The sequence below is a fragment of the Sulfitobacter sp. 1A13421 genome, from assembly GCF_043557285.1.
Lineage (GTDB): Bacteria > Pseudomonadota > Alphaproteobacteria > Rhodobacterales > Rhodobacteraceae > Sulfitobacter > Sulfitobacter faviae.
Genome location: NZ_JBIFFQ010000002.1, coordinates 55,819 through 82,086, shown reverse-complemented (window position 1 = coordinate 82,086; position 26,268 = coordinate 55,819). Strand labels below are relative to the sequence as shown.

At 62.4% G+C, this 26,268-nt stretch carries 29 protein-coding genes; 19 read left to right on the top strand and 10 right to left on the bottom strand.

The genetic code is table 11. The features are described from left to right. Positions 1 to 55: 55 nt before the first annotated feature. Entirely contained in the window at positions 56 to 973 is a 918-nt protein-coding gene (locus ACGYLI_RS04150; protein ID WP_394417309.1) for a LysR substrate-binding domain-containing protein, read from the bottom strand. 95 nt (positions 974 to 1,068) lie between these two features. Here ACGYLI_RS04150 and ACGYLI_RS04145 point away from each other — a divergent pair, with 95 nt between their 5' ends. After that, complete coding sequence (locus ACGYLI_RS04145) at positions 1,069 to 2,565, top strand: catalase (protein WP_209218870.1); 1,497 nt, start codon at positions 1,069 to 1,071, stop codon at positions 2,563 to 2,565. Positions 2,566 to 2,621: 56 nt separating this feature from the next. Here the strand turns inward: ACGYLI_RS04145 and ACGYLI_RS04140 are convergent, their stop codons facing one another. Beyond that, on the bottom strand, positions 2,622 to 3,710 hold the full coding sequence (locus ACGYLI_RS04140; protein ID WP_394418286.1) for a DUF6456 domain-containing protein: 1,089 nt from the start codon (positions 3,708 to 3,710) through the stop codon (positions 2,622 to 2,624). Positions 3,711 to 3,989: 279 nt separating this feature from the next. Between ACGYLI_RS04140 and ACGYLI_RS04135 the strand changes: the two genes are divergently transcribed. Then, complete coding sequence (locus ACGYLI_RS04135; protein WP_271687411.1) at positions 3,990 to 4,286, top strand: DUF6477 family protein; 297 nt, start codon at positions 3,990 to 3,992, stop codon at positions 4,284 to 4,286. A 35-nt stretch (positions 4,287 to 4,321) separates the two neighbouring features. Here ACGYLI_RS04135 and ACGYLI_RS04130 read toward each other — a convergent pair whose 3' ends face one another. Next, complete coding sequence (locus tag ACGYLI_RS04130; RefSeq protein ID WP_394417305.1) at positions 4,322 to 5,860, bottom strand: trimethylamine methyltransferase family protein; 1,539 nt, start codon at positions 5,858 to 5,860, stop codon at positions 4,322 to 4,324. A gap of 199 nt (positions 5,861 to 6,059) precedes the next feature. Here ACGYLI_RS04130 and guaA point away from each other — a divergent pair, with 199 nt between their 5' ends. The 10 genes from guaA to ACGYLI_RS04080 all read left to right on the top strand — a co-directional run bounded on the left by guaA (position 6,060) and on the right by ACGYLI_RS04080 (position 15,416). Next, on the top strand, positions 6,060 to 7,622 hold the full coding sequence (gene guaA, locus ACGYLI_RS04125; protein WP_067266859.1) for a glutamine-hydrolyzing GMP synthase: 1,563 nt from the start codon (positions 6,060 to 6,062) through the stop codon (positions 7,620 to 7,622). Position 7,623: 1 nt separating this feature from the next. After that, positions 7,624 to 7,902 (top strand): putative quinol monooxygenase, encoded by a 279-nt coding sequence (locus tag ACGYLI_RS04120; protein WP_394417302.1) that lies wholly within the window; start codon positions 7,624 to 7,626, stop codon positions 7,900 to 7,902. Beyond that, a complete protein-coding gene (locus ACGYLI_RS04115) occupies positions 7,899 to 8,768 on the top strand; it encodes a DMT family transporter (protein WP_394417299.1) in 870 nt (289 codons plus the stop codon). The genes ACGYLI_RS04120 and ACGYLI_RS04115 overlap by 4 nt, the downstream gene beginning before the upstream one ends. 121 nt (positions 8,769 to 8,889) lie before the next feature. Then, a complete protein-coding gene (locus ACGYLI_RS04110; protein ID WP_394417296.1) occupies positions 8,890 to 10,032 on the top strand; it encodes an OmpP1/FadL family transporter in 1,143 nt (380 codons plus the stop codon). Between the two features lie 111 nt (positions 10,033 to 10,143). Further along, positions 10,144 to 11,076: a DMT family transporter gene (locus tag ACGYLI_RS04105; RefSeq protein WP_394417293.1), complete on the top strand. Its 933-nt coding sequence runs from the start codon at positions 10,144 to 10,146 to the stop codon at positions 11,074 to 11,076. A 12-nt stretch (positions 11,077 to 11,088) separates the two neighbouring features. Beyond that, a complete protein-coding gene (locus ACGYLI_RS04100; protein WP_394417290.1) occupies positions 11,089 to 11,949 on the top strand; it encodes an ATPase in 861 nt (286 codons plus the stop codon). Between the two features lie 56 nt (positions 11,950 to 12,005). Further along, positions 12,006 to 12,923 (top strand): homoserine O-succinyltransferase, encoded by a 918-nt coding sequence (gene metA, locus ACGYLI_RS04095; protein WP_394417286.1) that lies wholly within the window; start codon positions 12,006 to 12,008, stop codon positions 12,921 to 12,923. Beyond that, on the top strand, positions 12,907 to 13,887 hold the full coding sequence (locus ACGYLI_RS04090; RefSeq protein WP_394417283.1) for an alpha/beta fold hydrolase: 981 nt from the start codon (positions 12,907 to 12,909) through the stop codon (positions 13,885 to 13,887). The genes metA and ACGYLI_RS04090 overlap by 17 nt, the downstream gene beginning before the upstream one ends. A gap of 49 nt (positions 13,888 to 13,936) precedes the next feature. After that, a complete protein-coding gene (ppk2, locus tag ACGYLI_RS04085; protein ID WP_394417280.1) occupies positions 13,937 to 14,806 on the top strand; it encodes a polyphosphate kinase 2 in 870 nt (289 codons plus the stop codon). After that, on the top strand, positions 14,799 to 15,416 hold the full coding sequence (locus ACGYLI_RS04080) for a TetR/AcrR family transcriptional regulator (RefSeq protein ID WP_067266873.1): 618 nt from the start codon (positions 14,799 to 14,801) through the stop codon (positions 15,414 to 15,416). The genes ppk2 and ACGYLI_RS04080 overlap by 8 nt, the downstream gene beginning before the upstream one ends. Positions 15,417 to 15,428: 12 nt before the next feature. Here ACGYLI_RS04080 and ACGYLI_RS04075 read toward each other — a convergent pair whose 3' ends face one another. Further along, positions 15,429 to 16,424 (bottom strand): LLM class flavin-dependent oxidoreductase, encoded by a 996-nt coding sequence (locus ACGYLI_RS04075; RefSeq protein ID WP_394417277.1) that lies wholly within the window; start codon positions 16,422 to 16,424, stop codon positions 15,429 to 15,431. Between the two features lie 238 nt (positions 16,425 to 16,662). On the opposite strand from ACGYLI_RS04075, the gene ACGYLI_RS04070 reads away from it, so the two are divergent. Next, positions 16,663 to 17,352 (top strand): hypothetical protein, encoded by a 690-nt coding sequence (locus ACGYLI_RS04070; RefSeq protein WP_394417274.1) that lies wholly within the window; start codon positions 16,663 to 16,665, stop codon positions 17,350 to 17,352. A gap of 147 nt (positions 17,353 to 17,499) precedes the next feature. On the opposite strand, the gene rpsI is transcribed toward ACGYLI_RS04070, so the two are convergent. The 3 genes from rpsI to ACGYLI_RS04055 all read right to left on the bottom strand — a co-directional run bounded on the left by rpsI (position 17,500) and on the right by ACGYLI_RS04055 (position 20,040). Continuing rightward, complete coding sequence (rpsI, locus tag ACGYLI_RS04065) at positions 17,500 to 18,000, bottom strand: 30S ribosomal protein S9 (RefSeq protein ID WP_067266905.1); 501 nt, start codon at positions 17,998 to 18,000, stop codon at positions 17,500 to 17,502. Between the two features lie 2 nt (positions 18,001 to 18,002). After that, complete coding sequence (gene rplM / locus ACGYLI_RS04060) at positions 18,003 to 18,464, bottom strand: 50S ribosomal protein L13 (protein ID WP_067266879.1); 462 nt, start codon at positions 18,462 to 18,464, stop codon at positions 18,003 to 18,005. A gap of 160 nt (positions 18,465 to 18,624) precedes the next feature. After that, the gene (locus tag ACGYLI_RS04055) at positions 18,625 to 20,040 is read right to left on the bottom strand and encodes a PLP-dependent aminotransferase family protein (RefSeq protein ID WP_394417271.1); all 1,416 of its coding nucleotides are present in this window, start codon (positions 20,038 to 20,040) and stop codon (positions 18,625 to 18,627) included. Positions 20,041 to 20,136: 96 nt separating this feature from the next. Here ACGYLI_RS04055 and ACGYLI_RS04050 point away from each other — a divergent pair, with 96 nt between their 5' ends. Then, on the top strand, positions 20,137 to 20,367 hold the full coding sequence (locus tag ACGYLI_RS04050) for a DUF1127 domain-containing protein (protein ID WP_067266882.1): 231 nt from the start codon (positions 20,137 to 20,139) through the stop codon (positions 20,365 to 20,367). A gap of 253 nt (positions 20,368 to 20,620) precedes the next feature. Here the strand turns inward: ACGYLI_RS04050 and ACGYLI_RS04045 are convergent, their stop codons facing one another. Next, positions 20,621 to 21,049 carry a PaaI family thioesterase gene (locus ACGYLI_RS04045; protein ID WP_209218884.1) on the bottom strand — a complete coding sequence of 143 codons (429 nt, stop codon included), beginning with the start codon at positions 21,047 to 21,049 and terminating at the stop codon, positions 20,621 to 20,623. A 58-nt stretch (positions 21,050 to 21,107) separates the two neighbouring features. Between ACGYLI_RS04045 and ACGYLI_RS04040 the strand changes: the two genes are divergently transcribed. The 4 genes from ACGYLI_RS04040 to gluQRS all read left to right on the top strand — a co-directional run bounded on the left by ACGYLI_RS04040 (position 21,108) and on the right by gluQRS (position 25,005). Then, positions 21,108 to 21,893 carry an enoyl-CoA hydratase gene (locus ACGYLI_RS04040; RefSeq protein WP_394417267.1) on the top strand — a complete coding sequence of 262 codons (786 nt, stop codon included), beginning with the start codon at positions 21,108 to 21,110 and terminating at the stop codon, positions 21,891 to 21,893. Positions 21,894 to 22,142: 249 nt separating this feature from the next. Beyond that, positions 22,143 to 23,483, top strand: coding sequence for a methylenetetrahydrofolate--tRNA-(uracil(54)-C(5))-methyltransferase (FADH(2)-oxidizing) TrmFO (gene trmFO, locus ACGYLI_RS04035; RefSeq protein WP_394417264.1), 1,341 nt, complete (start codon positions 22,143 to 22,145; stop codon positions 23,481 to 23,483). A 53-nt stretch (positions 23,484 to 23,536) separates the two neighbouring features. Beyond that, positions 23,537 to 24,151, top strand: coding sequence for a class I SAM-dependent DNA methyltransferase (locus ACGYLI_RS04030; RefSeq protein WP_394417262.1), 615 nt, complete (start codon positions 23,537 to 23,539; stop codon positions 24,149 to 24,151). Beyond that, complete coding sequence (gene gluQRS / locus ACGYLI_RS04025; RefSeq protein WP_394417259.1) at positions 24,148 to 25,005, top strand: tRNA glutamyl-Q(34) synthetase GluQRS; 858 nt, start codon at positions 24,148 to 24,150, stop codon at positions 25,003 to 25,005. Before ACGYLI_RS04030 ends, gluQRS begins: the two co-directional genes overlap by 4 nt. 9 nt (positions 25,006 to 25,014) lie before the next feature. Here the strand turns inward: gluQRS and hisI are convergent, their stop codons facing one another. Beyond that, the gene (hisI, locus tag ACGYLI_RS04020; RefSeq protein ID WP_394417256.1) at positions 25,015 to 25,374 is read right to left on the bottom strand and encodes a phosphoribosyl-AMP cyclohydrolase; all 360 of its coding nucleotides are present in this window, start codon (positions 25,372 to 25,374) and stop codon (positions 25,015 to 25,017) included. Positions 25,375 to 25,449: 75 nt separating this feature from the next. Between hisI and ACGYLI_RS04015 the strand changes: the two genes are divergently transcribed. Then, a complete protein-coding gene (locus ACGYLI_RS04015) occupies positions 25,450 to 25,911 on the top strand; it encodes an iron-sulfur cluster assembly scaffold protein (RefSeq protein ID WP_271687444.1) in 462 nt (153 codons plus the stop codon). 192 nt (positions 25,912 to 26,103) lie between these two features. Here the strand turns inward: ACGYLI_RS04015 and ACGYLI_RS04010 are convergent, their stop codons facing one another. Then, positions 26,104 to 26,232 carry a hypothetical protein gene (locus tag ACGYLI_RS04010; protein ID WP_269451604.1) on the bottom strand — a complete coding sequence of 43 codons (129 nt, stop codon included), beginning with the start codon at positions 26,230 to 26,232 and terminating at the stop codon, positions 26,104 to 26,106. Between the last annotated feature and the right edge of the window lie 36 nt (positions 26,233 to 26,268).

Below are 26,268 nucleotides of genomic sequence, written 5' to 3'. Positions count from 1 at the left end.
CCTTTGACACGCTCCGTTTGACCCACGCCCTTTGACCCGACAGGCCCCACAGCGCCTAGTATTTCGCGCGCAGTTCTCCGGTCAGCCCCTCCCCCACTTCCTTCAGCGTCTCGGCCAATTGCGCCGCCCAACCGCTGCCCGGCGTGCCCGCCCGGCGGACCAGTCCGATTTGCCGCGCAGGTTCCGGCGAACCGAAACGGTGCAGGCGCAGCCCCGGTGCGGCATCAAGCTCGGTCTTGGCGGCGATTTCGGGCATCAGGGTCATGCCAAACCCCGCCTCCACCAGCCGCGACAGCGTGGCGAGGGAGGACGCCCCGGTGTGAATGCCCGCCTGCGTGCGGTCGCGCTGGCAAACCTCCAGCGCCTGATCGGTGAGGCAGTGCCCATCTTCCAGCAACATCAGCGGCGTGCGGGCCAGATCGGTCGGGCGGGCGACATCCGCCCCCGCCATCCGGTCGGCGGAGCCTGCCAGCAAGAACCGATCCTCGAAAAGCGGCACCTCGGCAAGACCCGTTTCGCCCGAGGGCACCGCCATCACCGCCGCATCCAGCGCCCCGGCGCGCAGATCGGCCAGCAATTGATCCGTCTGCGCCTCGCGTACCTCGACCCGAAGCGAGATATCCTGCGCCCGCAACGCGGCCAGCACGCCAGGCAAGAGATAGGGCGCGACGGTCGGTATCAGGCCAAGGTTCAGCGTGCCCGCCAGCCCGACCTGCTCTCGCGCCGTGGCCTCCAACAGCTTGGCGCGGCGCAGGATATCCTCCGCGCGGGTCAGCACTTCCCGGCCCAAGGGCGTGAGCACCGAAGCACGGCTCTGCCGTTCGATCAGCCGCCCGCCGAGCGTTTCCTCCAAAGTGCGGATCTGCACCGAGAGCGCGGGCTGCGAGATATTGCTCGCCTCTGCAGCCCGCCCGAAGTTGCCCAAGGTCGCCAGCGCGCGGAAGTACTCGAGTTGTTTCAGGGTAAAATTCATAACTTTTACCTATCGCAATTTTATAAAACTGCAATTGGAAATTATGGGCGGAATAGATCATCTTCCTGTCAGACAGTAACCGAGGGGAACCCAAGATGAGCAAGCGTCTCACCACCACCGCCGGCGCACCGATGCCGACAAACGACACCAGCAAGACCGCGGGCGCCCGTGGCCCGGTCCTGCTGGACGACTACCAATTGATCGAGAAGCTCGCCCATCAGAACCGCGAGCGCATTCCTGAGCGTGCCGTGCACGCCAAGGGTTGGGGTGCCGAGGGCACCTTCACCGTCACCCATGACATCAGCCAATATAGCTGTGCTGCGATCTTCTCCGAAGTGGGCAAGACCTGCGAAATCATCTCGCGCTGGTCCACCGTGGCGGGCGAGCTTGGCGCCGCCGACAGTGAGCGTGACGTGCGCGGCTTCTCGGTGAAATTCTACACCGAAGAAGGCAACTGGGACGTTGTGGGCAACAACACCCCGATCTTCTTTGTTCGCGATGCCTATAAATTCCCGGACTTCATCCGCACCCAGAAACGCCACCCGCGCACCAACCTGCGGTCGCCCGAGGCGATGTTCGACTTCTGGGCAGCCCAGCCCGAATGTGTGCACCAGGTCACCATCCTGATGTCCGACCGGGGCATTCCGGTGAACCCGATGCATATGCACGGCTACGGCAGCCACACCTATTCGATGTGGAACGCCAAGGGCGAGCGTCACTGGGTGAAGTTCCACTTCCGCTGCCAGCAGGAAATCCGCAACCGCACCAATGAAGACGCGGAAAAGCTGATCGGCTCCACCCGTGAGAACTTCCAAGAGGATCTCTTTAACGCGATCGAAGGCGGTGACTACCCGAAATGGGAGCTGAACATCCAAGTCATGCCCGAGGAAGAGGCCGAGACCTGCGGCTTCAACCCCTTCGACCTGACCAAGGTTTGGCCGCATGCGGATTACCCGCTGATCCCCGTTGGCATGTTGGAGTTCAACCGCAACCCTGACAACTACTTCCAGAGCATTGAGAACGCTGCCTATTCGCCGTCGAACAAAATCCCCGGCATCGGCTTCTCGCCCGATAAGATGTTGCAGGCGCGGGTGTTCTCCTATGCGGATGCGCACCGCTACCGTCTTGGCACGCATTACGAGGCCCTGCCCGTGAACGCGCCCAAGGCCGCGCCGATGCATCACTACCACAAGGACGGCGCGATGCGGTTCTTCCCGCAGCAGACCGGCCACCCGGACGCCTATTACGAGCCGAACCAATACGAAGGCTCGGCCCGTCCCGATCCATCGGTGCAAGAACCACCACTGCGCATCTCGGGCGATGCGGACCGCTATGTGCAAGAAGAGGCGGATGCCGATTACGTCCAGCCGCGCAAGCTCTATACCGAGGTGTTCGACCAAGCGCAGCGTGACCGTCTGCACGAGAACATGGCCGGTGCCATGGCCCCCTGTTCGCAATCGGTGAAAGAACGCTGGTATGCGGTGCTTGAGAAGGTGCACCCCGACTATGCCGCCGGTGTGCGTGCCGCTTGCGAGAAAGACGAAGTCGCGATCTCGGTCACAGATGAGACACCGGTAAAGGTCGCAGACTAAACCAACGGGGGCGGCAGGGTTATCATCCTGCCGCCCCTTCTTTACCCGACCCGCATTTAACCGATCATTGGGCCACCCGGCCCCACGGTTTCATCGTAGTGCCGCTTCAGCCGCATGAGCGCGATCCGAAGCACGATCTTGCCCGAACGCGCTGACCAGCCGAGCCGCTTCTCGGTGGTCTCCAACCCCTCCAGATAGCAGCAACAGCGCAGCACCACGTCCGACAGGCCGGGGCCAAGGTCTGCCATGGCATCGGCCACCCTCTTGCGCGCCTCCGCCGCGGCCATGGCGCCTGCCCCATCTCGCCCGCCGCTGGGTTTGGCGCCGGGGGTCAGGAAATGGTCCCAGTTCTGCGTAACCTCACCACCCATCTGCGCCAGTTCGAAATCTTCGCGCAGCCTTTCGCCCGCATGGACCAGCCCCTCGTTCAAGAAGGGCGCGCCGGATTTGTCGCGCCGCCTTGCGAGGGTCGAAAGCGGGCTTTCTGACAAGCAATAGCGGCCACGGCGCGGGGCCGTATCCGCATCTGCGCCCAAGTCTGCGGCGGGCGCGTCGGGCCCGCCCAGAAACGCGGTCTGATCTTCGGCAAAGCCATCTGCGGCTGCCCCTTGCTCTTCAAGCATGCGCCGCAGCGCCGCGCGCCCCGCGCTGGTGATATGATAGCGTGTCACCCGGCCTGCGCTGCCCGGCGCGATCCAGTCTTTCAGCGCCATCGCCTGCGCCACGGCGCTGTCCACCACGGCAGTGCGTGCGCCGGGGCCGGTGTCCGTCTCGCGCAGGACGACGGCCTTTTCCATCCCTTCGGCCACGGCAAGGATCGCGCCTGCCTCATGCAGGCGCCGCAGGACGCGCAGCGCCTCGGCGGCGAAAGTGTCTTCGTCAAGAAGGGGGGCGGCGGGTTTGGTCATTGTCGCTGTCTTTCCTGCTGGGGGGCCAGCAGTACAATCCAAGGCGCGCCGCACCGCTCCGAGCCTGCGCAGGGCGGCATCCACCAGCGGATCGTCGCGCCGTGTCTCGATACGGCGAATTTGGCGCATGATGGTCGAGGCATGACAGCCAGCTTGGCGTGCCAAGGCCCGGATCGGGGCGCCGGTCTCCGTATGTGCGAGGTAATGCAGGGCTCCGTGCGGCACCCATCCCGGCAGGACGGACTGTTGAATTTGGTGATGCGCCTTCAATTGACTGCCACTTCCATTTTGGCGGGTCCCCAAGCTGGGCGAGTTATCCCCAGAGTTATTCACAACCTATGGATGTTTTGGTTACCCGTTCGTTAAAATCGTCGCATTTGGCAATGATTGTTTCCAAAAGGTAAACGCCATCAAAAGGCGCCGTTCGCCGGGAACCTGCAACACGCAACACCCGGAAAGGTTGTGCAACACTTCGCCGATCCGGGGTGATTCACCCCTCAGAAATCGGAGAGTGTGATGCAAGATCTACTGACCATGTTGCAAAAACTTCACCGCCCGCGCCTGCTGATGCGAGCCGCCCGCATCGGGGCCGAAGACTACCGCCGCGGCACCCATCTGCCACGGATACTGGGCTTTGGCATATTGCCACGCCACGGCACCGCGCTGATCAAACTGATTGAGATCGAGGCCGCGTTGGACACCCAGCGCAAGACGGCGGATGCAAGCTATAGCCTGATCCGCCATGTAGATGTTCTTATCGCCATGGTTGGCGAGGCGCGGTTCTTGAAGGCCGCTATGATGCCCAGCGCCTGAACTGCGATGCGGGGGATCGCCCCCGCCGCAAAGCTTTAGCTAAAACTATCGGGTTCCGCCGCCTTACGGGTCGCGACAAAGGCATCGAGCGCTTCGCGAATGGCAGGATCCAGTGCGGGCTGCTGATAATCGGCCAGCATCTTTTCGACCCGCGCGGTGGCAAGGCTCTGCGTGTCGCGCGCGCCCTCGTCCGACCAAGTCTCGAAGGGTTTGTAGTCCAACAGATCCGACTTCCAAAAGGCATCGCGGAAATTGCTCTGCGTATGGGCGCAGCCAAGGTAATGCCCCCCCGGCCCCACTTCGCGGATCGCGTCCATGGCCTGCGCGTTCACGTCGATCTCCACCCCACGGGCAAGGTGATGCAACGTGCCCAGTTGATCGGCATCCATGACGAACTTCTCGAAAGAGGAAACAAGGCCCCCTTCCAGCCAGCCACAGGCGTGCAGCATGAAGTTCACCCCCGAAAGCAGCCCCATGTTCAGGCTGTTCGAGGTCTCATAAGCCGCCTGCGCATCGGGCAGTTTCGAGCCGGTGAAAGACCCAGCGCTGCGGTACGGAAGGTTGAGCCGGCGGGCCAGTTGCCCAGCGCCATAGGTGATATGCGCAGCCTCGGGTGTGCCGAATGTGGGCGCGCCGCTGTTCATGTCGATGGAGGTGACGAAAGCCCCCATGATCACCGGCGCCCCGGGACGGACCAGCTGGCTATAGGCGATGCCCGCCAGCGTCTCGGCCAAGACCTGTGTCAGCGTGCCTGCCACACTCACCGGGGCCATGGCACCGCCCACGATGAAGGGTGAGATGATGCAGGCCTGATTGTTCTCGGCATAGACCTTGAGCGCGCCCATCATCACATCGTCGAATGTCATCGGCGAATTGATGTTGATGAGCGAGGTCATCACCGTGTTTTCCTGCACAAAATCCTTACCGAAGAGGATACCGCACATATCGACGGAATCCTGCGCCCGGCTGGGTTCGGTCACCGATCCCATGAAGGGTTTGTCGCTCAGCGTCATATGGGCGTGCAGCATATCAAGGTGACGTTTGTTCACCGGGATATCTGTCGGCTCGCATACCGTCCCCCCCGAGTGATGCAGCCATTTGGACATATAGCCCAGCTTCACGAACTTCTCGAAATCCGCCATCGTGGCATAGCGGCGCCCCCCTGCGGCATCGCGCACAAAGGGCGGGCCATAGACGGGGGCAAGGACAAGGTTCCTCCCCCCGATCACCACATCCCGATCTCGGTTGCGGGCCACTTGGGTGATCGTCGAAGGCGCGGTGGAACAGAGCTTGCGTGCCAGCCCCCGTGGGATACGCACCCGCTCTCCCTGAACATCGGCCCCGGCCTCACGCCAGAGCGCCAATGCCTCGGGGTTGTCGGGGAAGTTCACGCCGATCTCTTCCAGCACCGCATCGGCGTTCTGTTCGATGATCTCCAGCGCCTCTTCGGTCAGCACTTCGAAGTTCGGGATATTCCGCTCAATATAGCGCGCTGTCTCGAAAGAGACGGCTGTGCGTGCTGCGCGTCTTGCTGCACCACCACCGCCGCGTACCCGTCGTGCTGATTCCGCCATTGCTCTATCCTTCCCGCAAGTCTTGGCCCGTCACTACCCCATTCCCGGCAGGCGCTTCGCGCGGATAACGCCCCCTAGCGGCAAAAAGCGACATCGCGTGCCGTCCCCGCGCCACTTGCGCGAATTAAACGCGGGCGGCACCGGTCTTCGGCCTGCTAGAGACTTGCCAGAGCGCGCGCACGGGCCTAATCACAGCCCCATGACAGATATCACCCATGACCGCCTTCTCATCATCGACTTCGGCAGCCAGGTCACGCAGCTTATCGCGCGTCGCCTGCGAGAGCTGAATGTCTTTTGCGAAATCCACCCGTTCAACACGGTGGACGAAGCCTTCCTCAAGGAATTCGCGCCTAAGGCGGTGATCCTGTCGGGTGGCCCGTCCTCGGTGTTTGCCGAAGGTGCGCCGCGTCCGCCGCAGGCCGTTTTCGAACTGGGCGTGCCGATCCTTGGCATCTGCTATGGCCAGCAGGTGATGATGCATTGCCTCGGCGGCCATGTGGAGCGCGGCCATGGCACCGCTGAATTCGGCCGGGCCTTTGTCACCCCCACGGGCCAACAACTTGATCTGCTCGAAGGCTGGTTCGCCACCGACCGCGAACAGGTCTGGATGAGCCACGGTGACCACGTCAGCAAAATCGCCCCGGGGTTCGAGGTCTATGGCACCTCCCCCAACGCGCCTTTCGCCATCACCGCGGATGTCGAGCGTCACTTCTACGCGGTGCAGTTCCACCCGGAGGTGCATCACACCCCCAACGGCCCGCGTCTCTATGAGAACTTCGTGCGCCTGGCGGGCTTCAAAGGCGACTGGACCATGAGCGCCTACCGTGAGGAAGCCATCGCCGCGATCCGCGAGCAGGTCGGCGACCAGAAGGTGATCTGCGGCCTTTCAGGTGGCGTCGACAGTTCCGTTGCCGCCGTGCTGATCCATGAGGCCATCGGCGACCAGCTCACCTGCGTCTTCGTCGACCACGGTCTGCTGCGCAAGGGTGAGGCCGAAGAGGTCGTCACCATGTTCCGCGACCACTACAACATGCCGCTGATCCACGCCGACGAGCAGGAACTCTTCCTTGGCGAGCTCGACGGTGTCTCCGACCCCGAAACCAAGCGCAAGATCATCGGCAAACTCTTCATCGACGTGTTCCAGAAACACGCCAAGGAAGTGGGCGATGCCACCTTCCTCGCCCAAGGCACGCTCTACCCCGATGTGATCGAGAGCGTTTCCTTCTCCGGCGGGCCTTCGGTGACCATCAAGAGCCACCACAACGTCGGCGGCCTGCCCGAGAAGATGGGCCTGAAACTGGTCGAGCCGCTGCGCGAACTCTTCAAAGACGAAGTGCGCGAGTTGGGCCGCGAGTTGGGCCTGCCGCCCTCCTTCATTGGCCGCCATCCTTTCCCCGGACCGGGTCTTGCGATCCGCTGCCCCGGTGAGATCACCCGCGAGAAGCTCGACATCCTGCGCGAAGCCGATGCGGTCTATATCGACCAGATCCGCCGCCATGGGCTTTATGACGATATCTGGCAGGCCTTCGTGGCGATCCTGCCGGTGCGCACCGTGGGCGTGATGGGCGATGGCCGGACCTATGACTTCGCCTGCGCCCTGCGTGCGGTGACCTCGGTGGATGGGATGACGGCGGATTACTACCCCTTCTCGCATGATTTCCTTGGCGAAACCGCCACACGGATCATCAATGAGGTGCCGGGCATCAACCGCGTGACCTATGACATCACCTCGAAACCTCCGGGCACCATCGAGTGGGAATAAAATGCGGGTGGCCCTGACCGGCCACCTTCGCTGCGTCACCCGGGCCGAGGCGGACCGGGTGCGCGCAGGGCTTGACGCGCATCTGCGTCTCACCCGGGCCGAGCCGGGATGCCTCCGCCTCGATGTGACCCCCACCGACGATCCTCTTGTCTGGCAGGTGTCGGAGCTTTTCACCGACCGCGCGGCTTTTGAGGCACATCAGGCCCGTGCGGCGGCATCTGACTGGGCCAAGCTTACCGCCGGGATCGCCCGCGACTACCAGATAGAAGAAGCAACATGAGCCCGACCTTCCGCGCCGCCCTTTGGATGATCGGCTCCATCGGGTCATTCTCCACCATGGCCGTAGCGGGGCGCGAACTCTCGGCGCGGTTCGATACTTTCGAGGTGATGCTTTACCGCAGCGTGATCGGCGTGATCATCGTGCTGTCGCTCGCCAGGGCCACAGGCGCTTGGCGGCAGATCAACACCCGCAACTTCGGTCTGCAACTCCTGCGCAACCTTGCGCATTTCACCGGGCAGAACCTGTGGTTCCTTGCGGTGTCGCTGATCCCGCTGGCGCAGGTCTTCGCGCTTGAGTTCACCTCGCCCCTCTGGGTCATCGTCCTTTCGATCTTTCTGTTGGGCGAACGGCTGACCGCGACACGGGCGCTGGCCGGGGTTATGGGCTTTATCAGCATCCTGATCGTGGCACGGCCCGATATCGGCAACCTAAACACCGGCATTCTGGCGGCGGCGGGCTGTGCCGTCTTCTTTGCCCTGACCAATGTGCTGACCAAACGGCTGACGCGGACCCAAGGGATCACTACGATCCTGTTCTACCTCACCACGCTGCAATTGATCTTTGGCCTGATCTCGGCGGGATACGACGGCGACATCGCCGGACCCACGGTTGAGACGATGCCCTTCCTCCTGCTTGTCGGCGCCTGCGGGCTGCTTGCACATTACTGCCTGACCAATGCGCTGAGCCTTGCCCCCGCGACCGTGGTGGTGCCGATTGATTTTGTCCGCCTTCCGGCCATCGCCGTGGTCGGAATGCTGCTCTATGCCGAAGCGCTGGATATCTGGGTCTTCGTCGGGGCCGCGATCATCTTTGCTGGCAACTACCTCAACATCTGGTTTGAGACCCGCAAAGCACACCCAAGGTAATGTTTGCACAGATTTCAACCTGACCCAAGGTCAGTGATTGACGCAAACGGCAGCAATCCGCTTAGATCGTTTCTAACCTGTGCCGGGGAGGAACCGCACAGAAGTCTTGGGAGGAGAGCAAATGAAAACCTATTTCTTGGCAATTCCGGCACTGTTGGCATCTACGGCAATCGTTCACGCTGGCGGCATCGATCGGTCGGGCCAATCCATCAACGCCCTGTTTGAGAGCGGCCGCTATGCGGAGTTCAGCTTTGGTGCAATTTCGCCCGATACAAGCGGCACATCTACAGCGGCAGTGCCACCGCCGTTCGGTGCTGGTGCCAATTCTGGTGACATGACGTCGAGCTACCTCCAGTTCGGCGCGGCCTATAAGGCCGACATCAACGAACGTTTGTCCTATGCCATCATCTATGACCAGCCCTTTGGCGCGGATGTCGATTACCCGGCTGGTACGGGCTATTATGCTCAGGGCTCGCAGGCCGATCTTGACAGCCACGCGCTGACCGGGCTGTTGCGCTACCGGATGAACGACAACTTTAGCGTTCATGGTGGCGTTCGCGTCCAGAGCATTGAGGCTACTGCGACCGTTCCATTCGTCACAGACACCAGAGGTCCGTTTGCTGGAGCGCCGTATCGTGTTGACGGTGACCGCGATATCGGGGTCGGCTATGCCGTGGGCTTCGCTTACGAAAAGCCCGAAATCGCGATGCGGGTCTCGCTGACCTACAATTCCAAGATCAAGCACGACGTGGATACGACCGAGAACTCTGTACTCGGCGGCCCTAATCAATCGACCACAGAGATCGAGACGCCGCAGTCGGTGAACCTTGAATTCCAGACCGGCATCGCGGAGGACACACTGCTCTTCGGCGGAGTTCGCTGGGTCGACTGGTCAGACTTCGACATCTCGCCGGCGAACTATGGCACGCTGACCCGCGGTGGCTCGCTCGTCAGCTACGATGACGACGTTTTCACCTACTCGCTCGGCGTGGGCCGCCGTCTGAACGACAACTGGTCGGTCTCGGCCTCCGTCGGCTATGAGAAGTCCAACGGCGGGTTCGCCTCCAACCTCGGGCCGACCGATGGCAACAAGAGCCTCGCTCTGGCCGCCGTCTATACCCGCGACAACATGAAGATCACCACCGGCGTGCGCTACGTCAACATCGGTGATGCAGAGACAACTTTGAACGGTGCGAATGCATCGGGCGAGTTCGAAGACAACGATGCTCTGGCCTTTGGCGTGAAAGTAGGCTTCACCTTCTAATCCACACCAGACCCGTCGCGATTACGCCGCCCGAGACCCTCGGGCGGCGTTTTTTTATGCATGCGCATCTTTCGGGTCGTGCCGATCAACGGAACAGCCTAAACCCAAGCGATGATCACACAGAAAACCATCCCCCCGCGCGCTTGGATCGAAATGGGCTTTCTCGCCCTGCTCTGGGGCGCGTCCTTTGTCGCCGTGCGGGTGGCCTTGGATGAGATCGGACCGCTGACCTCGGTCGCGCATCGGGTGTTCTGGGCGATGTTGGTGCTTTGGGCGGCCGTCGCCACCATGCGCCTGCCACTGCCGCGCGACCCGCGCATCTGGGCGGCCTTCCTGCTGATGGGGCTTTTAAACAATGTGATCCCCTTTTCGCTGATGGCATGGGGGCAGCTGCACATCCCCTCGGGGCTGACCTCGATCCTCAATGCCGCCACCGCGATCTTTGGCGTGCTGGCCGCCGCAATCTTTCTGGCGGATGAGCGGATCACCCCACGCAAGGCGATAGGCGTCTGCCTTGGCTTTGCCGGGGTCAGCACCGCCATCGGGCTGGAAAACCTCACGAATTTCGACCTCGGCAGCCTTGCACAACTGGCCGTGCTGGGCGGGGCGATGTCCTATGCCATGGCCGGGGTCTGCGCGCGCAAACTGCTGCCGGGCCAGCCGCCGCAATTGGCCGCCGCCGGGATGCTGACCGGCGCCACGCTCGTCATGTTGCCCGCGGCCTGGATCGTCGAGGGGCCACTGACCCTAAACCTCGCCCCCGCCACGCTCGTCGCCATCGCCTATTACGCGCTGGCCGCGACGGCGCTGGCCTATCTGCTATATTACCGCGTGCTCGGCATGGCGGGCAGCAGCAACCTTATGTTGGTGACACTGCTGGTCGCCCCCGTGGCGATCCTACTGGGCGCATGGCTGCGCGATGAGACCCTGCGCCCCACTGCCTATGGCGGTTTCGCCCTTCTGGCACTCGGGCTTCTGGTGCTCGATGGCCGCATCTGGCGTCTGGTGAAACACTGGGGTAGTCAGGGGAAACGAAGCACTTAACCTTGGTGATACATGCTCTACCCCACGGCTGACGATTGGCGCGCGGCGCCGCGGCGCAAAGTTCTGATCTTCGGCATGTCGGGCTTGGGCAAGACCCATCTCTCCAGCCTGCTGCGCGCCAGCGGGGATTGGTTTCACTACTCCATCGACTACCGCATCGGCACCCGCTACTTGGGCGAACTCATCGTCGACAACGCCAAGGCCGAGGCGATGAAAGTGCCCTTCCTGCGCGATCTGCTGCTGAGCGATAGCATCTACATCGGCTCGAACATCACCTTCGACAACCTGTCGCCTGTGGCCACATGGCTGGGCAAACCGGGTGACCCTTCGCGCGGCGGGCTGCCGATGGAAGAATACGCCAAACGGCAAGAGGCTTTCCGCCGGGCCGAGATCAACGCGCTGCAAGACACCGCCTATTTCGCCACCCGTGCCGACGCGCTCTATGGCTATCCGCATTTCATCTGCGACACCGGTGGCTCGATCTGCGAATGGGTCGACCCCGAAGACCCGAACGACCCGCTCCTGCGGCAATTGGCCGAGGAATGTCTGCTGGTCTGGATCAAGGGCGACGAGGCCCATACCGAGGAACTTATCCGCCGCTTTGACAAAGCGCCCAAGCCGATGGCCTATCAGCCCGAATTCCTCGCCCGGGCGTGGGCCGACTATCTGGCGAAAAAGAACATCTCCGAGGACGCGGTGAACCCCGACGACTTCATCCGCTGGACCTATGCCGCTGCCCTGTCGCACCGCCAACCCCGCTATGAGGCGATGTCGAAATGGGGCGTCACCATCACCCCTGCTGATATCGACGCGCTGAAAGCTCCCGAAGACTTTACCGACCTCATTGCCCACCACCTGCCCGCGGGCGGTTGAACCCGCCCCGCCCAAGATTATCTGACTGCACTGCCCCCCCCTGAAAGACCTGTCTCATGCCCATCAAGATCCCCTCCCGCCTGCCTGCCTTCGACGTTCTGCGCAACGAAGGGGTCATGGTGCTGGACGAGGAACTAGCCTCGCGGCAAGACATCCGCCCCCTGCGCATCGCCCTGCTGAACCTGATGCCCAAGAAAATCCAGACCGAGAACCAGTTTGCCCGGCTGATCGGTGCCACGCCCTTGCAGATCGAGCTAAGCCTCATCCGCATGTCCGACCACCGGACCCGCAACACCGCCGCCGAACATATGGAAAGCTTCTATCGCCCCTTTGAGGAGATGAAGGCCGAGAAGTTCGACGGGCTGATCATCACTGGCGCCCCGATCGAACATCTCGACTTTGACGAGGTGACCTATTGGGACGAGCTGCGCGAGGTGATGGAATGGACCCAGACCAATATCCACTCCACCTTTGGCGTCTGCTGGGGCGGCATGGCGATGATCAACCATTTCCATGGGGTTAAGAAACACATCCTGCCCGAGAAAGCCTTCGGCTGTTTCCGGCACCGCAACCTCGCGCCCGCCTCGCCCTATCTGCGCGGCTTTTCGGATGATTGCACCGTGCCCGTCTCGCGCTGGACCGAGATGCGCCAGGACGAAGTCGACGCGCATCCCGGCCTGACCACGCTTTTGGGCAGTGATGAGGTCGGCCCCTGTCTGATCGAAGACCCCGCGCACCGCGCGCTCTATGTCTTTAACCATTTTGAATACGACCGCGACACGCTCAAGCAAGAGTATGACCGCGATGTCGAGAATGGCGTGCCGATCAACGTGCCCTGCAACTACTACCCCGAGGATGACCCCGCGCGCACGCCGGTGAACCGCTGGCGCAGCCATGCGCATCTGCTTTATGGCAATTGGATCAACGAGATATACCAAACCACCCCCTTTGATATGAATGAGATCGGCCATTAAACTGCTGCTTGCCCTCCTCGTCGGGCTGGCGCTGCTTACCGCGCTCGTCCAATGGCGCGCCGCGCGGCATGAGGCGCGGGCCGAGGCGAGCCATCCGCCCGAAGGTGAGATCATCACGGTGGATGGCCTGACGGTCCATGCCAAGATCATCGGCAGCGGTCCGGATCTGGTGTTGATCCACGGGGCCAGCGGCAACCTGCGCGATTTTACTCTGGGCTTCGCTGAGCGGCTGAGCGAGCGCTTCCGCGTCATCATGTTCGACCGTCCCGGCATGGGCTATACCGCCCGCCTTCCCGGCGCGCGCGGGCCTTGGAACCCACGAGGCGAGTCGCCGCAGGAACAGGCCGCACTCTTGCAGAAAGCGGCGGATCGACTGGGCGTCGAAAACCCCATCGTACTGGGCCATTCATTTGGCGGAGCCGTGGCGCTGGCATGGGGGCTGCAACGCCCTGATGAGACCGCAGCGCTGGTGCTGGTCTCTGCCGTGTCGGAACCTTGGCCCGGCGGTCTGGGCTGGCTCTATAACGTCAGCGCCTCACGGCTTGGCGGGGCGCTCTTTATCCCAGCCGTCACCGCCTTTGTGCCAGACAGCGTAGTGCAAAGCAGCATCGCGGCGATCTTTGCGCCACAGCAAGCGCCCGAAGGCTATGCCGATCACATCGGCACGGGCCTCACCCTGCGCCGCAGCGCCAGCCGCGCCAATGCGCAACAGGTCCACCAGCTTCGCCCCCATGTGGTTGAAATGGCAGCGCAATATGACCGCCTGACCATGCCGGTCGAGATCATTCACGGCGATGCCGATACCATTGTGCCCATGCATATTCACGCCGAGGAACTGATCAAAGACATCCCCAACGGGGCCCTGACCCGCCTGCCCGGCATGGGCCATATGCCCCATCACGCCGACCCGCAGACAGTGGTCGATGCCATCGACCGCGCCGCCGCCCGTGCCGGTTTGCGTTAATCGCCTTAACATCCCATATTGAAACAAGAACAACCCGCAAGGAGCGCCCATGGACCTGCCCTTTGACGGCGCAATCAGCGCCTTTTACGAGAACGAAGCCCCCGAGGACATTCGCCAAGCGATCCAGCGGGCCGACAAAGACGATATCCTTTCGCCCAGCTACCCGCATGACGAACGTCTGTCGCGCAAGACCTATGAGCGCGACTATGACCGGTTGCAGATCGAGATGGTCAAACTGCAATCTTGGGTGCGCGAAACCGGGCAGCGCGTCGTCATGGTTTTCGAGGGGCGCGACGCCGCTGGCAAGGGCGGCACGATCCGCCGTATGCGCGAAAACCTCAGCCCGCGCTCCGCGCGGGTGGTGGCCCTGTCGAAACCCACCGAAACCGAGCAGGGCGAGTGGTATTTTCAACGCTATATCAAACACTTGCCCACAGCGGGCGAGATGGTTTTTTATGACCGCTCTTGGTACAATCGCGGGGTGGTGGAAAAGGTCTTTGACTTCTGCACGCCCGAACAGCGCGCTCATTTCTTTGAACAGGTCACCCCGTTTGAGCAGATGCTTGTCGAAGACGGCATTCACCTGATCAAATTCTGGCTTAACGTGGGCCGCGCCGAGCAGTTGCGCCGCATGTTATCGCGCGAGTCCGATCCGTTGAAACAGTGGAAACTCAGCCCCATCGACGTCCAAGGTCTCGCGAAATGGGAGGGGTATTCCGCCGCCGTCGCCGAGACACTGCTGCGCAGCCACACGGATGAAACCCCGTGGACGGTGATCCGCTCTGACGACAAACGCCGCGCCCGTCTGGCGGCCATGCGCCATCTGCTGCACTGTTTCGACTACCCCCAGAAAGACGCCAAAGCGATCGGCAAGATCGACGACGAAATCTGCGGCGCACCGGACATCTGGGATGCCTAAGCGCGGCTACCATCACGGCAACCTGCGCCAAGCGCTGATCGACGCGGCGCTTGAGTTGATCGAGCAGCGCGGCCCCACGGGTTTCACCCTTTCCGAGGCCGCCAAACGCGCGGGCGTCACCCCGGCGGCGGTCTATCGCCATTTCGAAGGCCGCGAAGACCTCATTGCCGAGGCCGCGCATCAAGGCTATGATATCTTTGCCGATTTGATGGAATTCGCCTATCAATCCGGCCAGCCCTCGGCGCTCAAAGCCTTTGAGGCGACGGGCCGCGCCTATCTTGCCTTCGCCCGCAAACATCCCGGCCATTACATCGCGATGTTCGAATCCGGCATCTCGGTCAACCGTACGCCGGAACTGGCCCATGCTGCCAACCGCGCCAATGCAGTGCTGGAACGCGCGGCGACCGACCTCAGCCAGCATATCCCGGCGGACAAACGCCCGCCCGCTTCGATGTTCTCGGCCCATATCTGGGCGATGAGCCACGGGGTGGTTGAGCTTTTTGCCCGCAACTCGCCCGGGCGCGCCTCGCCCTTCCCGCCCGATGACCTGCTGGAAACCGGGATCGGGATTTATCTGCGCGGCTTGGGGCTGGTCAGCCCTGACGAGTGACGGCGGCGGCCCTTAGGCCGCCACTTTCATCTCCTGCAAAACATCCGCCGCAATCTCGAACGAGCGCAGGCGCGCTGAGTGGTCGTGAATCTGCCCGGTCAAGATCAACTCATCGGGGCAATGCTGCGCGATCAGCGTTTCCAACTGGCGTTTCACCGTCTCAGGGCTGCCGACGGCAGAGATGCGCAGCGCGTGGTCGACCCCTTGGCGCAGGCCCGCGCCGATCTCGGCATCGATGTCGCGCACCGGGGCTGGCAGCTTGCCGGGGCGGCCAGTACGCAGGCGGGCGAAAGCTTGCTGCATGGTGGTCCGCAGATAGGCGCCCTCCTCATCCGTCTCAGCGGCAAAGACGTTCACCGCCAGCATGAAACGCGGTTCAGGGCAGGCTTCGGACGGTTTGAAATCCCGGCGATAGATCGCCGTGGCCTCTTCCAACGCGTCCGGCGCAAAATGCGAGGCGAAGGCATAGGGCAGCCCGAAATGCGCTGCCAATTGTGCGCCATAGAGCGAGGAGCCGAGGATCCAGATCGGCACATGCGTCCCCTCACCCGGATGGGCGCGGACCGGCGCGCGAGGATCGGGCGCACCCAGATAGGCCATCAACTCGGCCACGTCATCGGGGAATTGATCGCCCGCGCTCATCCCGCGGCGCATGGCGCGCATCACCGCATGGTCGCCACCCGGCGCGCGGCCCAAGCCCAGATCGATCCGGTCGCCATGGATCGCCGCCAAGGTGCCGAACTGCTCGGCAATGGCCAAGGGCGCATGGTTGGGCAGCATAACCCCCCCCGCGCCGACACGAATTTTCTGCGTGTGATCGGCCACATGCCCCAGCAGAACCGAGGTCGCCGCCGAGGCGATGCCGGGCATGTTGTGATGCTCCGCCATCCAGAACCGGTGATAGCCCTTTGCCTCGGCCAGTTGCGCCAGAGCGACGGAATTGGCGATGGCGGTGGTGGTGTCCGACCCTTCGGGCACGGGCGCAAGATCAAGAACTGAATACTGCATGACTGTCTCCTGTGTTGGGGCTGATATAGGCAGGCACAGCCCCGCCCGGAACCACGTCGCCCCAGAAAAACCAACGGCTTGGCCGAAATTTCCGTCGATCACAATGTTATGTTCTAACGCATGCCAGATATGCGCAATCGGGCCTTGCCGCCCCCCGGTGAGCGCCCTATCCGATGGGCCTTCACAACCTGACCTCGCCAGTCGCAGACAAGCTATGGTCCAAAACTAGGCAAATGCCATGAATATCAAACATCTTATCGGGTTCGGCCTCACCGCCGGGCTGCTCTCCTCTGCTGCCTATGCGCAGGAAAACGTCACCACCGGTTTCGACCCGGTCATCGAAGACCGCAGCATGACTTCCATGGTTGGCTGGACCGCCGGCGTCTCTGCCGCGACACGGTTCAACACGTCGGATGATTTCGATCACCTCGAAAACGAAGTCGAAGGTTTTGTCGAGCTGACCTACGGCGGCTTCCACACCGGGCTGAGCGCGACTTCGCTTTACCAAGACCCCACCGATGACGTCGAATTCGAAGCAAACCTCGGCTACGGCGCGGACTTCGGTCAGGGCCTGAGCTGGGATCTGACCTATGGCTACATCTGGCTGAACGACTCCAAAGACCACAGCGAAGAGATCACCGCGACGCTGGGCTTCCCCATCGGGCGTGACGCCTCGGGCGCATTCGCCGTGATCATCGATCCCGACAATGGCGAAAGCGATCAGGAAGTCGCGTTTGAAGCGCCCCTGTCCGAGCGTTGGACCGCCGTTGGCCTCATCGGCAACAGCGACCGTGACGACAACATCTATGCCGAAGCCGGTGCCGTTTATGACTTCGGTGATGGCGTCACCTTCGAAGCGCTTTACGAAGACACCAACGATGGCGACGGCGTGCTGGGCTTCACCGTGAGCTACGAAATCGGCGGCTAAGCCGTTTCGGGATCAGAAGCGATCCGACCCTAAGGCCGCTGCGGGAGACCGCGGCGGCCTTTTTCATGTGCCACGGCCAGCCCTGCCCACCGCAACGAAAAAGGGCCACCCCGGAGGGCAGCCCTTTCGCAAACTTGATCGGTAAGCTTAACGCTTGGAGAACTGGAAGCTCCGGCGCGCTTTGGCCTTACCGTATTTCTTACGCTCGACGACGCGGCTGTCGCGGGTCAGGAAGCCTGCCGCTTTCAGCGCACCGCGCAGGGAGGGATCGTAGAGTTGCAGGGCTTTGGAGATGCCGTGCTTGACCGCGCCCGCTTGACCGGACAGACCGCCGCCTTTGACAGTCGCGATCACGTCGAACTGGCCTTCGGTGTTGGTGATGCCGAACGGCTGCGCGAGGATCAGCTGCTGCACGGGGCGCGCGAAGTATTCGTTCTGCGGCTTGCCGTTCACGATGACCTTGCCGGAACCGGGCTTGATCCAAACGCGAGCGACCGCGTCTTTACGCTTGCCGGTGGCATAGGCGCGGCCCAGTTCGTCACGAACCGGCTCACGGGGGGTCACTTCGGTCTCGGTGCCCTGCACGCCGCCGATGTTGTCGGTCACGGCTGCTTCCAGACCGTCGAGGGATTTGATTTCGTCAGCCATGCTCATGCACTCCGCGTGTTTTTCTTGTTCAGGGATTTGACATCCAGAACTTCGGGGCTCTGCGCCTCATGGGGGTGTTCGCTACCTGCATAGACGCGCAGGTTGGTCATGATCTGGCGGCTCAGGCGGTTGCCGGGCAGCATGCGCTTGACCGCTTGGGTCACAACACGCTCAGGATGCGCGCCTTCGAGGATCTGTGCCTTGGTGCGCGATTTGATGCCACCGGGGTGGCCGGTGTGCCAGTAGAAGTGCTCTTCGCGCTTCTTGCCGGTCATCTGCACCTTGTCGGCGTTGATGACGATCACGTTGTCGCCGCAATCCATATGCGGCGTGAAGGACGGCTTGTGCTTGCCGCGCAGGCGCATGGCAACGATCGAGGCGAGACGGCCCAGCACGACGCCTTCGGCGTCGATGATGATCCATTTCTTGTCGATATCTGCCGGTGTCGCAGAAAAGGTTTTCATGGATGAATTCCCGTTTGAGGTTGGTCGGAACGAGGAATCCCCGCCCGGTGTCTGATGGAGGGGTTATAAACACCTGCATCGCCGGGTCAAGCGGAGCAATACCTGATTTTACAAGCCAAAACAAGGTGTTGCGATTTAGGTATAATAATACCCCATATTTCTACACGCTGATCTGCTCCGGCGGATTGTCCAAAAGGCAGCGCAGCCGCTGCATCGCCGCCTCGAAAGAGCGTAGGGAGACATGGGCGTTCACGGCAATGCGCACCGCATGGGGTGCGCGGCCATCGCGCAGGGCGAATTCATCGGCCGAGCGGATCTGCACGCCCTGCGCCTCTGCCGCGCGGCAGAACCCGGCGGCCCGCCACCCCGGCGGCAGTTGCAGCCAGAGGAAGGGCACATCGCGCGACCATTCCAAAGCGTGGCCGCCCAAATGGTTTACCGCCACTTCGACATATTCCGCCAGTCTTTCGCGAATATCCGCGCAGATCGCCTTGAGCCGCGGGTCGGTCAGGAGGATCCGCGTGGCTTCGGCCAAGGGCCGCGCGAGACCGAAATAGCCATATTCCGCCACCCGCCGCAGGTCCGCCGCACGGCCTGCGGGCGCCAGTGCAAACCCCACCCGCAAGGCAGGCGTCAACTCTTTCGAAATCGACGAGACGTGCCAGACATGTTCCGGCCAGAGCGAGCGATAGCTCGGCGCGCGGGCGGAGCCCATGCGGTAGCAATCATCCTCCAGAATTTCCAACCCATGCCGCTTGGCGACTTCCAGCAGCGCGCGCCGCCGTTCGAGGCTGGTGTGGCTGCCCGTTGGGTTATGGACCTCAGGCGTCGTGCAAAAGACCTGCGCCCCGCTGTCGCGCGCGGCCTTGTCCAAGGCCTCGGGCAGGACGCCGTCCTTGTCCATCGCCACGCCAACCACCTCGGCCCGCAACACCTCCGCCGCGCGACGAAACCCGGCGTAGGAGAGGTCTTCGACCAGCATCACCGGCTTCGGCCCCGAGAGGATCGCTTGCAGTACCAATACAATCCCGCTCTGCCCGCCATGCGACAGCACGACGTCACGCTCGCTCAGCGGCCCGAGGGCGAGATGCGACAGCCAGTCGACCACCGCTTGCCGCACCGGGGCATAGGCGTCGCGGGTGGGATAGTTCATCAGATCCTCGCCTGGCACATCCGCCACCTGCCGCAGGGCGCTGCGGATCAGCGCCACCTGCCCCATGTCCGGCAGGCGCGGGCTGAAGAGGCTGACCGCATCCGTATCGGCAACCTCCAACTCCTTGATCCAACTATCTTGTTCGCGATTCCAGACATCTTCGCGAATGGCCGCCTGCGGCGGGGCGACAAAGGTGCCACGGCCCACCTCAGCCTCTAGCAGACCCTCATCGGTGAGGATGGTATAGGCCCGCGCCACGGTGCCGGGGGTAATCCCCAATTGCCACGCCAGTTCCCGCACCGGCGGCAGCTTATCCCCCACCGCCAGAGCGCCGGAGTTGATCCCCTGCCGGATGGTCAGCGCGACGAGCTTGTACTTCGGCCCCTGCCCCTCGGCCAACGTCGGCTGCCAAATTGTACCCATTACAATATTCCTGTGGTCAAATTGTATCGCGCTTTGTACCTTTGTACTTGTAGGCATTCTACACTTTGTGTCAATACAATTTCAAGGAGTTCCCCCATGACACAGGCACGCCCCCTTACCGCTGATGCAATGACATTGATGACATACCGCGCCCTGCCGGTCCCTGCGGTGATTGCGCTGCGCTTTGCGGCGGTCGTGACCACATGGGCGGCCCGCCGACGCACCCGGATCGCGCTTGCCGCGCTTGAACCGTGGGAGCTTGAAGATGCGGGACTTACACCGGAACAAGCCTCGGCCGAGGCTTCCCGCGTGTTCTGGCAGGCGTAGCTTCCCTGTGGCGACTGCCAGACCTCTTCCTCGGGCCGGGTTTTCCCGGCCCTTTTTTATGGCCTCTGAGAATTCCTCGGCCCGGAATCAAGCCGCAGGCGCCGGGCCATCGCCTGCCCGTCCCGGCGGGCTGGCGATTTGGTCAGGCTGGGCGCATTTGCGAGAAGGCGCATCACGGCTGCGCCATAAAGTGGCATGGACCGGCGTCGCAATCGCCACCCCACGGTCAGGCGCTGGCCCTAAACTCTGCCCCTCACCCCATCGAGGCTGGCGGAATCGCATAGGTCAGCCCGGCCCGCGCCACCGGCTTGTCCGACCCTTCGGAATAGATCAACACATCCGTCACCGACAGCTGCCGCCCCAGCTTCAGCAGCTTGGCATGAGCCACCAGCGGCACATCCGCCAGCGGTTTGCGCATGAAATCAATCGAGCAGTTCGTCGTCACCGCCAGCGCTTTGGGCCCGATCATCGCCAGCGTCACCAGATAGGCCGAGACATCCGCCAGCGCGAACATCGACGGGCCTGAAACAGTCCCTCCGGGCCGCAGATGGCGACGGCTGGTCAACAGGCGCATGGTGATCTCGTTCTCGGCCACATGATCCACGGCGAAATCATCCGCCACCTGATCGAACACCTCCCGCATGAAGGCTTCCAACGCCTCCGCATCCATCACCACGGCCATACTTGTCCTCCCTGCTGTCCTCGGCGTAACGTTGGCGTGATCAGCCGGGGAGGGCAAGGTGGCAATTCTTGACGTTACGGCACGCGGGCCGGTGACCCACCTGCGCATGAACGCCCCCGAGCGGCTGAACGCCCTGTCGGACGAAATGCTGGCCGCCCTGCACGCGCGCTTCGACCAATTGGCCCAAGACCGCGCCACCCGGGTCATCGTCCTGTCCGGCGCTGGCAAAGCCTTCTGCGCGGGCCACGACTTGCGCCAGATGACCGCCATGCGCCAATCCGAAGATGGCGGGGCTGCGGCCTTCAAAGACCTCTTTGACCGCTGCGCCGCCCTGATGGCCCGCATCCAAAGCCTGCCCCAACCCGTCATCGCCCAAGTCCACGGCATCGCCACCGCCGCAGGCTGCCAATTGGTCGCCACCTGCGATCTGGCCATCGCCGCGGATGACTGCCGCTTTGGCGTCAACGGCGTGAACATCGGCCTTTTCTGCTCGACCCCAATGGTCGCCCTGACCCGCAACATCCCGCGCAAACAGGCGTTTGAGATGCTCACCACCGGCGAGTTCATCTCCGCCCCCCGCGCTGCTGAACTGGGCCTGATCAACCGCGCCGTGCCGGGCGACCAACTGGCCCAAGAGACCGAGGCGCTGGCCGAGAAGATCGCCGCCAAACTCGGCACCGCCGTCGCCCATGGCAAAGGCGCCTTCTACCAACAAATGCAGATGCCCAGCGAACAAGCCTACGCCTTCACTGGCGAGGTCATGGTCCGCAACATGCTCGAGGCAGAAACACGCGAGGGCATCGACGCCTTCTTGGAAAAACGCCGCCCCGATTGGTCCCAATGATTGTTTCCAAATCCGCCAGCCTTTGTTGCCACGCGGGGGCTGGCAAATCTGGCGAAATCACGGCATAGTTATGTTAGGGTATAGTAACCCTGATGATTTTGGGTCGCCGCAGGCGGAAGGTCCCTCCGGGTCAGCCTCTCACTGACCGACCATTCCCGCCGCGGCGACCCCAAAACCATTCCTCTCCCGCAGCCACATCGCCCCTTCTTGCCTGTTGCGTGCGGCGCTGCCCTGCCCTACATCGCCCCCATGACAGATACATTGCACATCATCGGCGGCGGCATGGCCGGATCAGAGGCGGCTTGGCAAGCGGCGAACGCGGGCGTGAAGGTCGTGATCCACGAAATGCGCCCCAAGGTCGAAACCTTCGCCCACCAAACCGGGCTTCTGGGCGAGATGGTCTGCTCCAACTCCTTCCGCTCGGATGATGACGAACAGAACGCCGTCGGCCTGCTGCATTGGGAAATGCGTGCCGCCAACGGGCTGATCATGGCCTGCGCCGACAAAAACCGCCTGCCCGCAGGCGGCGCATTGGCGGTGGACCGCGATCCCTTCGCGCAGAGCGTCACCGACACGCTGCTCGCCCACCCCAATATCACCGTGGAATATGGCGAGATCACCGAACTGCCGCGCGAGGGCAAATGGATCATCGCCACCGGCCCGCTGACCTCGGGCAAGCTCGCCGAAGCCATCGCGGCTGAAACCGGCGCCGAAGCGCTCGCCTTTTTCGACGCCATCGCGCCCATCGTCTATTTCGACAGCATCGACATGTCCAAAGCCTGGATGCAGTCGCGCTATGACAAGGGCGAGACCGAAGAAGAGCGCACCGCCTACCTCAACTGCCCGATGGACAAGGAGCAATACGAGGATTTCCTCGACGCGCTGCTGGCCGCAGAAAAAACCGAGTTCCGCGAGGGCGAAACCGCAGGCTATTTCGACGGCTGCCTGCCCATCGAAGTGATGGCCGAACGGGGCCGCGAAACCCTGCGCCACGGCCCGATGAAACCCGTGGGGCTGACCAATCCGCACCAGCCCGAGGTCAAGGCCCATGCCGTGGTGCAATTGCGCCGCGACAACAAACTGGGCACGCTTTACAATATCGTCGGCTTCCAGACCAAGATGAAGTACGGCGCGCAAACGGATGTTTTTAAACGTATTCCGGGACTGGAAAACGCGCGCTTCGCTCGTTTGGGCGGCATTCACCGGAACTCCTTCATCAACTCGCCGACACTGCTTGACGACCAGATGCGCCTGCGCAGCCGCGACAATATCCGCTTTGCGGGTCAGATCACCGGTGTCGAAGGCTATGTCGAAAGCGCCGCCATGGGCCTGCTGGCGGGCCGCATGGCCGCTGCTGAAATCAAGGGCGGCAGCCTGCCCACCCCGCCCGACAGCACCGCCATGGGCGCGCTGATCACCCATATCACCGGCGGGGCCGAGGCAAAAACCTTCCAACCGATGAACGTGAACTTCGGCCTCTTCCCCCCGGTCGAAGGGCTGAAATCGGGCCGCCGTGGCCGCAAGGACCGCTACAAAGCCTATACCGACCGCGCCAAAGCCGATTGGCAAACTTGGCTTAATCAAGGTTAACGCGCCGGGGGTTAACACTGGATCCTCCCGCCCATCCCCCATATCCTAGGGGGATGACACAGCATTTTTTCGACAAGGCCTATGCGGCGCGGGACACCAATGTGATCCGCAGCCTCTATGACGAATGGGCAAGCAGCTATGACGAGGACGTCAAGGCGCTGGGCTATGCCACGCCCGACCGCGCCGCTGCCACGCTCGCAGAATTTCTCGACGACAAAGACCTGCCGATCTTCGACATCGGCTGCGGCACCGGGCTGTCCGGCGCGGCGCTGAAACAGGCGGGTTTCACCACCATCGACGGCGGCGATGTTTCCGCTGCCATGCTGGAGCAAGCGCGCAAAAAAGGCATATACCGCAACATATTAGAACTCGAAGTTGATGCGCCACTTCCCTTTGCGCCCGGGGCTTATGCGGCGATCAGCGCCATCGGCGTGATCGGCCCCGGTGCGGCCCCCATCAGCCTCTTCGATACGCTGATGCATGGGTTAGAAAAGGGCGGTAAGATCCTATTTTCACTAAATGAAAAGGCGCTGGAAGATCGCGGTGCTTTGGGCATGATCCACGAATGGACCGATTGCGGCGCGGCGATCCTTCTCTTTGCCGAAGAAGGGCCGCACCTGCCCGGGATCGACATGAAGTCTACCGTATATCTGATTGAAAAGAATTGACTCTCACCACCAGATTCGCGCCATCCCCGACCGGACCACTGCACCTCGGCCACGCCTATTCCGCACTCTTGGCCCATGATCTGGCAACGGCGGCAGGGGGCGATTTTCTGCTGCGGATCGAAGACATAGACCAATCCCGCGCGCGTGCGCATTGGGAGGCGCAGATCTACGAAGACCTCGCATGGCTGGGCATTGACTGGCCGCAACCCGTCATGCGGCAATCGGAACGAATGGCGGCCTATGAAGCCGCCCTAGATGCCCTCTGGTCGCGCGGTCTGCTCTATGCCTGCACCTGCAACCGCCGCGACATTGCCGCTGCCACCAGCGCGCCGCAAGAGGGAGCGGAACCCGTCTACGGCCCCGATGGCCTCATCTACCCCGGCACCTGCCGTGCAGCAGGCCACCCCAAAGACGCCGGCGCGCTGCGCCTCGATATGCGTAAGGCACTGGAAACCCTTGGCAATGCCAAGCTAGGCTTCACCGAGAACGGCGAGGGCCCGAATGCCGAAACCGGAAAGGTCACCCTTTCCCCCGATCAGTTGATCGACACGGTCGGGGATGTGGTCTTGGCCCGCCGCGACATGGGCACGTCCTATCACCTTTCGGTCGTGCTCGACGACGCCGCGCAGGGGGTGACGCTGGTCCCGCGCGGGGCCGATTTGTTTGAAGCAACCTATATTCATGTGGTGCTACAGGCATTGCTCGATCTGCCCACGCCGCTGTATCACCACCACCGGCTGATCCGCGATGACAGCGGCAAACGACTGGCCAAACGTGATGACGCCCGCGCCATCGCACTCTATCGCGAGAACGGCGCCACGCCCGACGAAATTCGTGATATCGTCGGGCTTTAGCGCGCGGTCTTAATCCATCGGCTTCATCAGTTCGACCTCTTCACCCTCCTGAATGCCGGTGTAAAAGCAACTCCGCCGCCCGGTATGACAAGCCGGCCCGGTCTGATCCACCATCATCAACAGGCAATCCCGGTCACAATCGACGCGCATCTCGACCAGCTTTTGCACATTGCCGCTGGTTTCGCCCTTCACCCAGAACGCCTGCCGCGAACGGCTCCAATAGGTGACCTTGCCGGTCTCGAGGCTGCGCGCGATGCTCTCCGCATTCATCCACGCTAGCATGAGCACCTCATGGGTCTCGGCGTCCTGCGCAATGGCCGGGATCAACCCCGCTTCGTTGAACTGAAGGCTAGCAGGATCAAATGTCATCGGGCACCTCATGGAAATATTTGCATCTGTCTCTGCGGCGCTTATGTAGGGTTTCAGCACGAAAAGGAACAGCCCATGTCGGATGAGACGGACCTCATCAAGCTCTACTCCGCGCGCATTCTCGCGCTCGCGGCCGAGATCCCCCACTTGGGCCGCATGGAGGCCCCGCAGGCCAGTGTGAAACGCCGCTCGCCGCTCTGCGGCTCCACCGTGACGGTCGATGTGCGGGTTGAGGATGGGCATCTGGCCGAGATGAAGCAGGACGTGAAAGCCTGCGCTCTGGGGCAAGCCGCCGCCGCCGTGGTAGGCGATGCCGCCCCCGGCAGGTCGCTTGCGCAGATCACAACCGCACGCGATCAACTGCGCGCCATGCTCAAGGGCGAAGGCCCGGTGCCGGATGCCCCTTTCGATGGTTTCGAGGTGCTCACCCCCGCCACGGCCTATAAAAACCGCCATGCCTCCATCATGCTCAGCATCGAAGCATTGACGGAAGCGATGCAAGAGGCCGAAGCACCTGCCGAAGCGGGCGAACGATGAACGCGGGCAACCTCAGCCCCCTTTCCCCCCTGAAAAGCTAAAAAAACGCCGCACATCCTGCGAAGGATGGCGGCGTCAGTCGGCGTGCCTCATGTGGGACCCACTTTGCCGAAACCCGACGCGGACAGGCAAGTCGGAGCATCAAATTGGGACGGATGCAGCGGCAAAGCGGCATGAGAGCCTTGGCAGAACTCAGATAAAGGCGGGCAGATGCAGACCCACCACCAGCATCACGATCAAAGCGGCGGCCCCTGCTGCATCTTGCAGCAATGTGGCCTGTGATCTGACAGCGATAGATTTCAGGGCAGTGTAAGTCATCATCAATACCTCCTTATCTGTGTTGCTTCTTTGTTCTCA

Excerpts from the sequence above, each read along its gene's own strand:
- ppk2 (WP_394417280.1), top strand. The coding sequence starts at position 13,937 with ATGGACCTGCCCTTTGACGGCGCAATCAGCGCCTTTTACGAGAACGAA.
- ACGYLI_RS04010 (WP_269451604.1), bottom strand. The coding sequence starts at position 26,232 with ATGATGACTTACACTGCCCTGAAATCTATCGCTGTCAGATCACAGGCC.
- ACGYLI_RS04145 (WP_209218870.1), top strand. The coding sequence starts at position 1,069 with ATGAGCAAGCGTCTCACCACCACCGCCGGCGCACCGATGCCGACAAAC.
- metA (WP_394417286.1), top strand. The coding sequence starts at position 12,006 with ATGCCCATCAAGATCCCCTCCCGCCTGCCTGCCTTCGACGTTCTGCGC.
- trmFO (WP_394417264.1), top strand. The coding sequence starts at position 22,143 with ATGACAGATACATTGCACATCATCGGCGGCGGCATGGCCGGATCAGAG.
- ACGYLI_RS04090 (WP_394417283.1), top strand. The coding sequence starts at position 12,907 with ATGAGATCGGCCATTAAACTGCTGCTTGCCCTCCTCGTCGGGCTGGCG.
- guaA (WP_067266859.1), top strand. The coding sequence starts at position 6,060 with ATGACAGATATCACCCATGACCGCCTTCTCATCATCGACTTCGGCAGC.
- ACGYLI_RS04105 (WP_394417293.1), top strand. The coding sequence starts at position 10,144 with ATGATCACACAGAAAACCATCCCCCCGCGCGCTTGGATCGAAATGGGC.
- ACGYLI_RS04100 (WP_394417290.1), top strand. The coding sequence starts at position 11,089 with ATGCTCTACCCCACGGCTGACGATTGGCGCGCGGCGCCGCGGCGCAAA.
- ACGYLI_RS04015 (WP_271687444.1), top strand. The coding sequence starts at position 25,450 with ATGTCGGATGAGACGGACCTCATCAAGCTCTACTCCGCGCGCATTCTC.
- ACGYLI_RS04075 (WP_394417277.1), bottom strand. The coding sequence starts at position 16,424 with ATGCAGTATTCAGTTCTTGATCTTGCGCCCGTGCCCGAAGGGTCGGAC.
- ACGYLI_RS04120 (WP_394417302.1), top strand. The coding sequence starts at position 7,624 with ATGCGGGTGGCCCTGACCGGCCACCTTCGCTGCGTCACCCGGGCCGAG.
- ACGYLI_RS04070 (WP_394417274.1), top strand. The coding sequence starts at position 16,663 with ATGAATATCAAACATCTTATCGGGTTCGGCCTCACCGCCGGGCTGCTC.
- ACGYLI_RS04055 (WP_394417271.1), bottom strand. The coding sequence starts at position 20,040 with ATGGGTACAATTTGGCAGCCGACGTTGGCCGAGGGGCAGGGGCCGAAG.
- rpsI (WP_067266905.1), bottom strand. The coding sequence starts at position 18,000 with ATGGCTGACGAAATCAAATCCCTCGACGGTCTGGAAGCAGCCGTGACC.
- ACGYLI_RS04115 (WP_394417299.1), top strand. The coding sequence starts at position 7,899 with ATGAGCCCGACCTTCCGCGCCGCCCTTTGGATGATCGGCTCCATCGGG.
- ACGYLI_RS04110 (WP_394417296.1), top strand. The coding sequence starts at position 8,890 with ATGAAAACCTATTTCTTGGCAATTCCGGCACTGTTGGCATCTACGGCA.
- ACGYLI_RS04050 (WP_067266882.1), top strand. The coding sequence starts at position 20,137 with ATGACACAGGCACGCCCCCTTACCGCTGATGCAATGACATTGATGACA.
- ACGYLI_RS04130 (WP_394417305.1), bottom strand. The coding sequence starts at position 5,860 with ATGGCGGAATCAGCACGACGGGTACGCGGCGGTGGTGGTGCAGCAAGA.
- ACGYLI_RS04030 (WP_394417262.1), top strand. The coding sequence starts at position 23,537 with ATGACACAGCATTTTTTCGACAAGGCCTATGCGGCGCGGGACACCAAT.
- hisI (WP_394417256.1), bottom strand. The coding sequence starts at position 25,374 with ATGACATTTGATCCTGCTAGCCTTCAGTTCAACGAAGCGGGGTTGATC.
- rplM (WP_067266879.1), bottom strand. The coding sequence starts at position 18,464 with ATGAAAACCTTTTCTGCGACACCGGCAGATATCGACAAGAAATGGATC.
- ACGYLI_RS04135 (WP_271687411.1), top strand. The coding sequence starts at position 3,990 with ATGCAAGATCTACTGACCATGTTGCAAAAACTTCACCGCCCGCGCCTG.
- ACGYLI_RS04150 (WP_394417309.1), bottom strand. The coding sequence starts at position 973 with ATGAATTTTACCCTGAAACAACTCGAGTACTTCCGCGCGCTGGCGACC.
- ACGYLI_RS04080 (WP_067266873.1), top strand. The coding sequence starts at position 14,799 with ATGCCTAAGCGCGGCTACCATCACGGCAACCTGCGCCAAGCGCTGATC.
- ACGYLI_RS04045 (WP_209218884.1), bottom strand. The coding sequence starts at position 21,049 with ATGGCCGTGGTGATGGATGCGGAGGCGTTGGAAGCCTTCATGCGGGAG.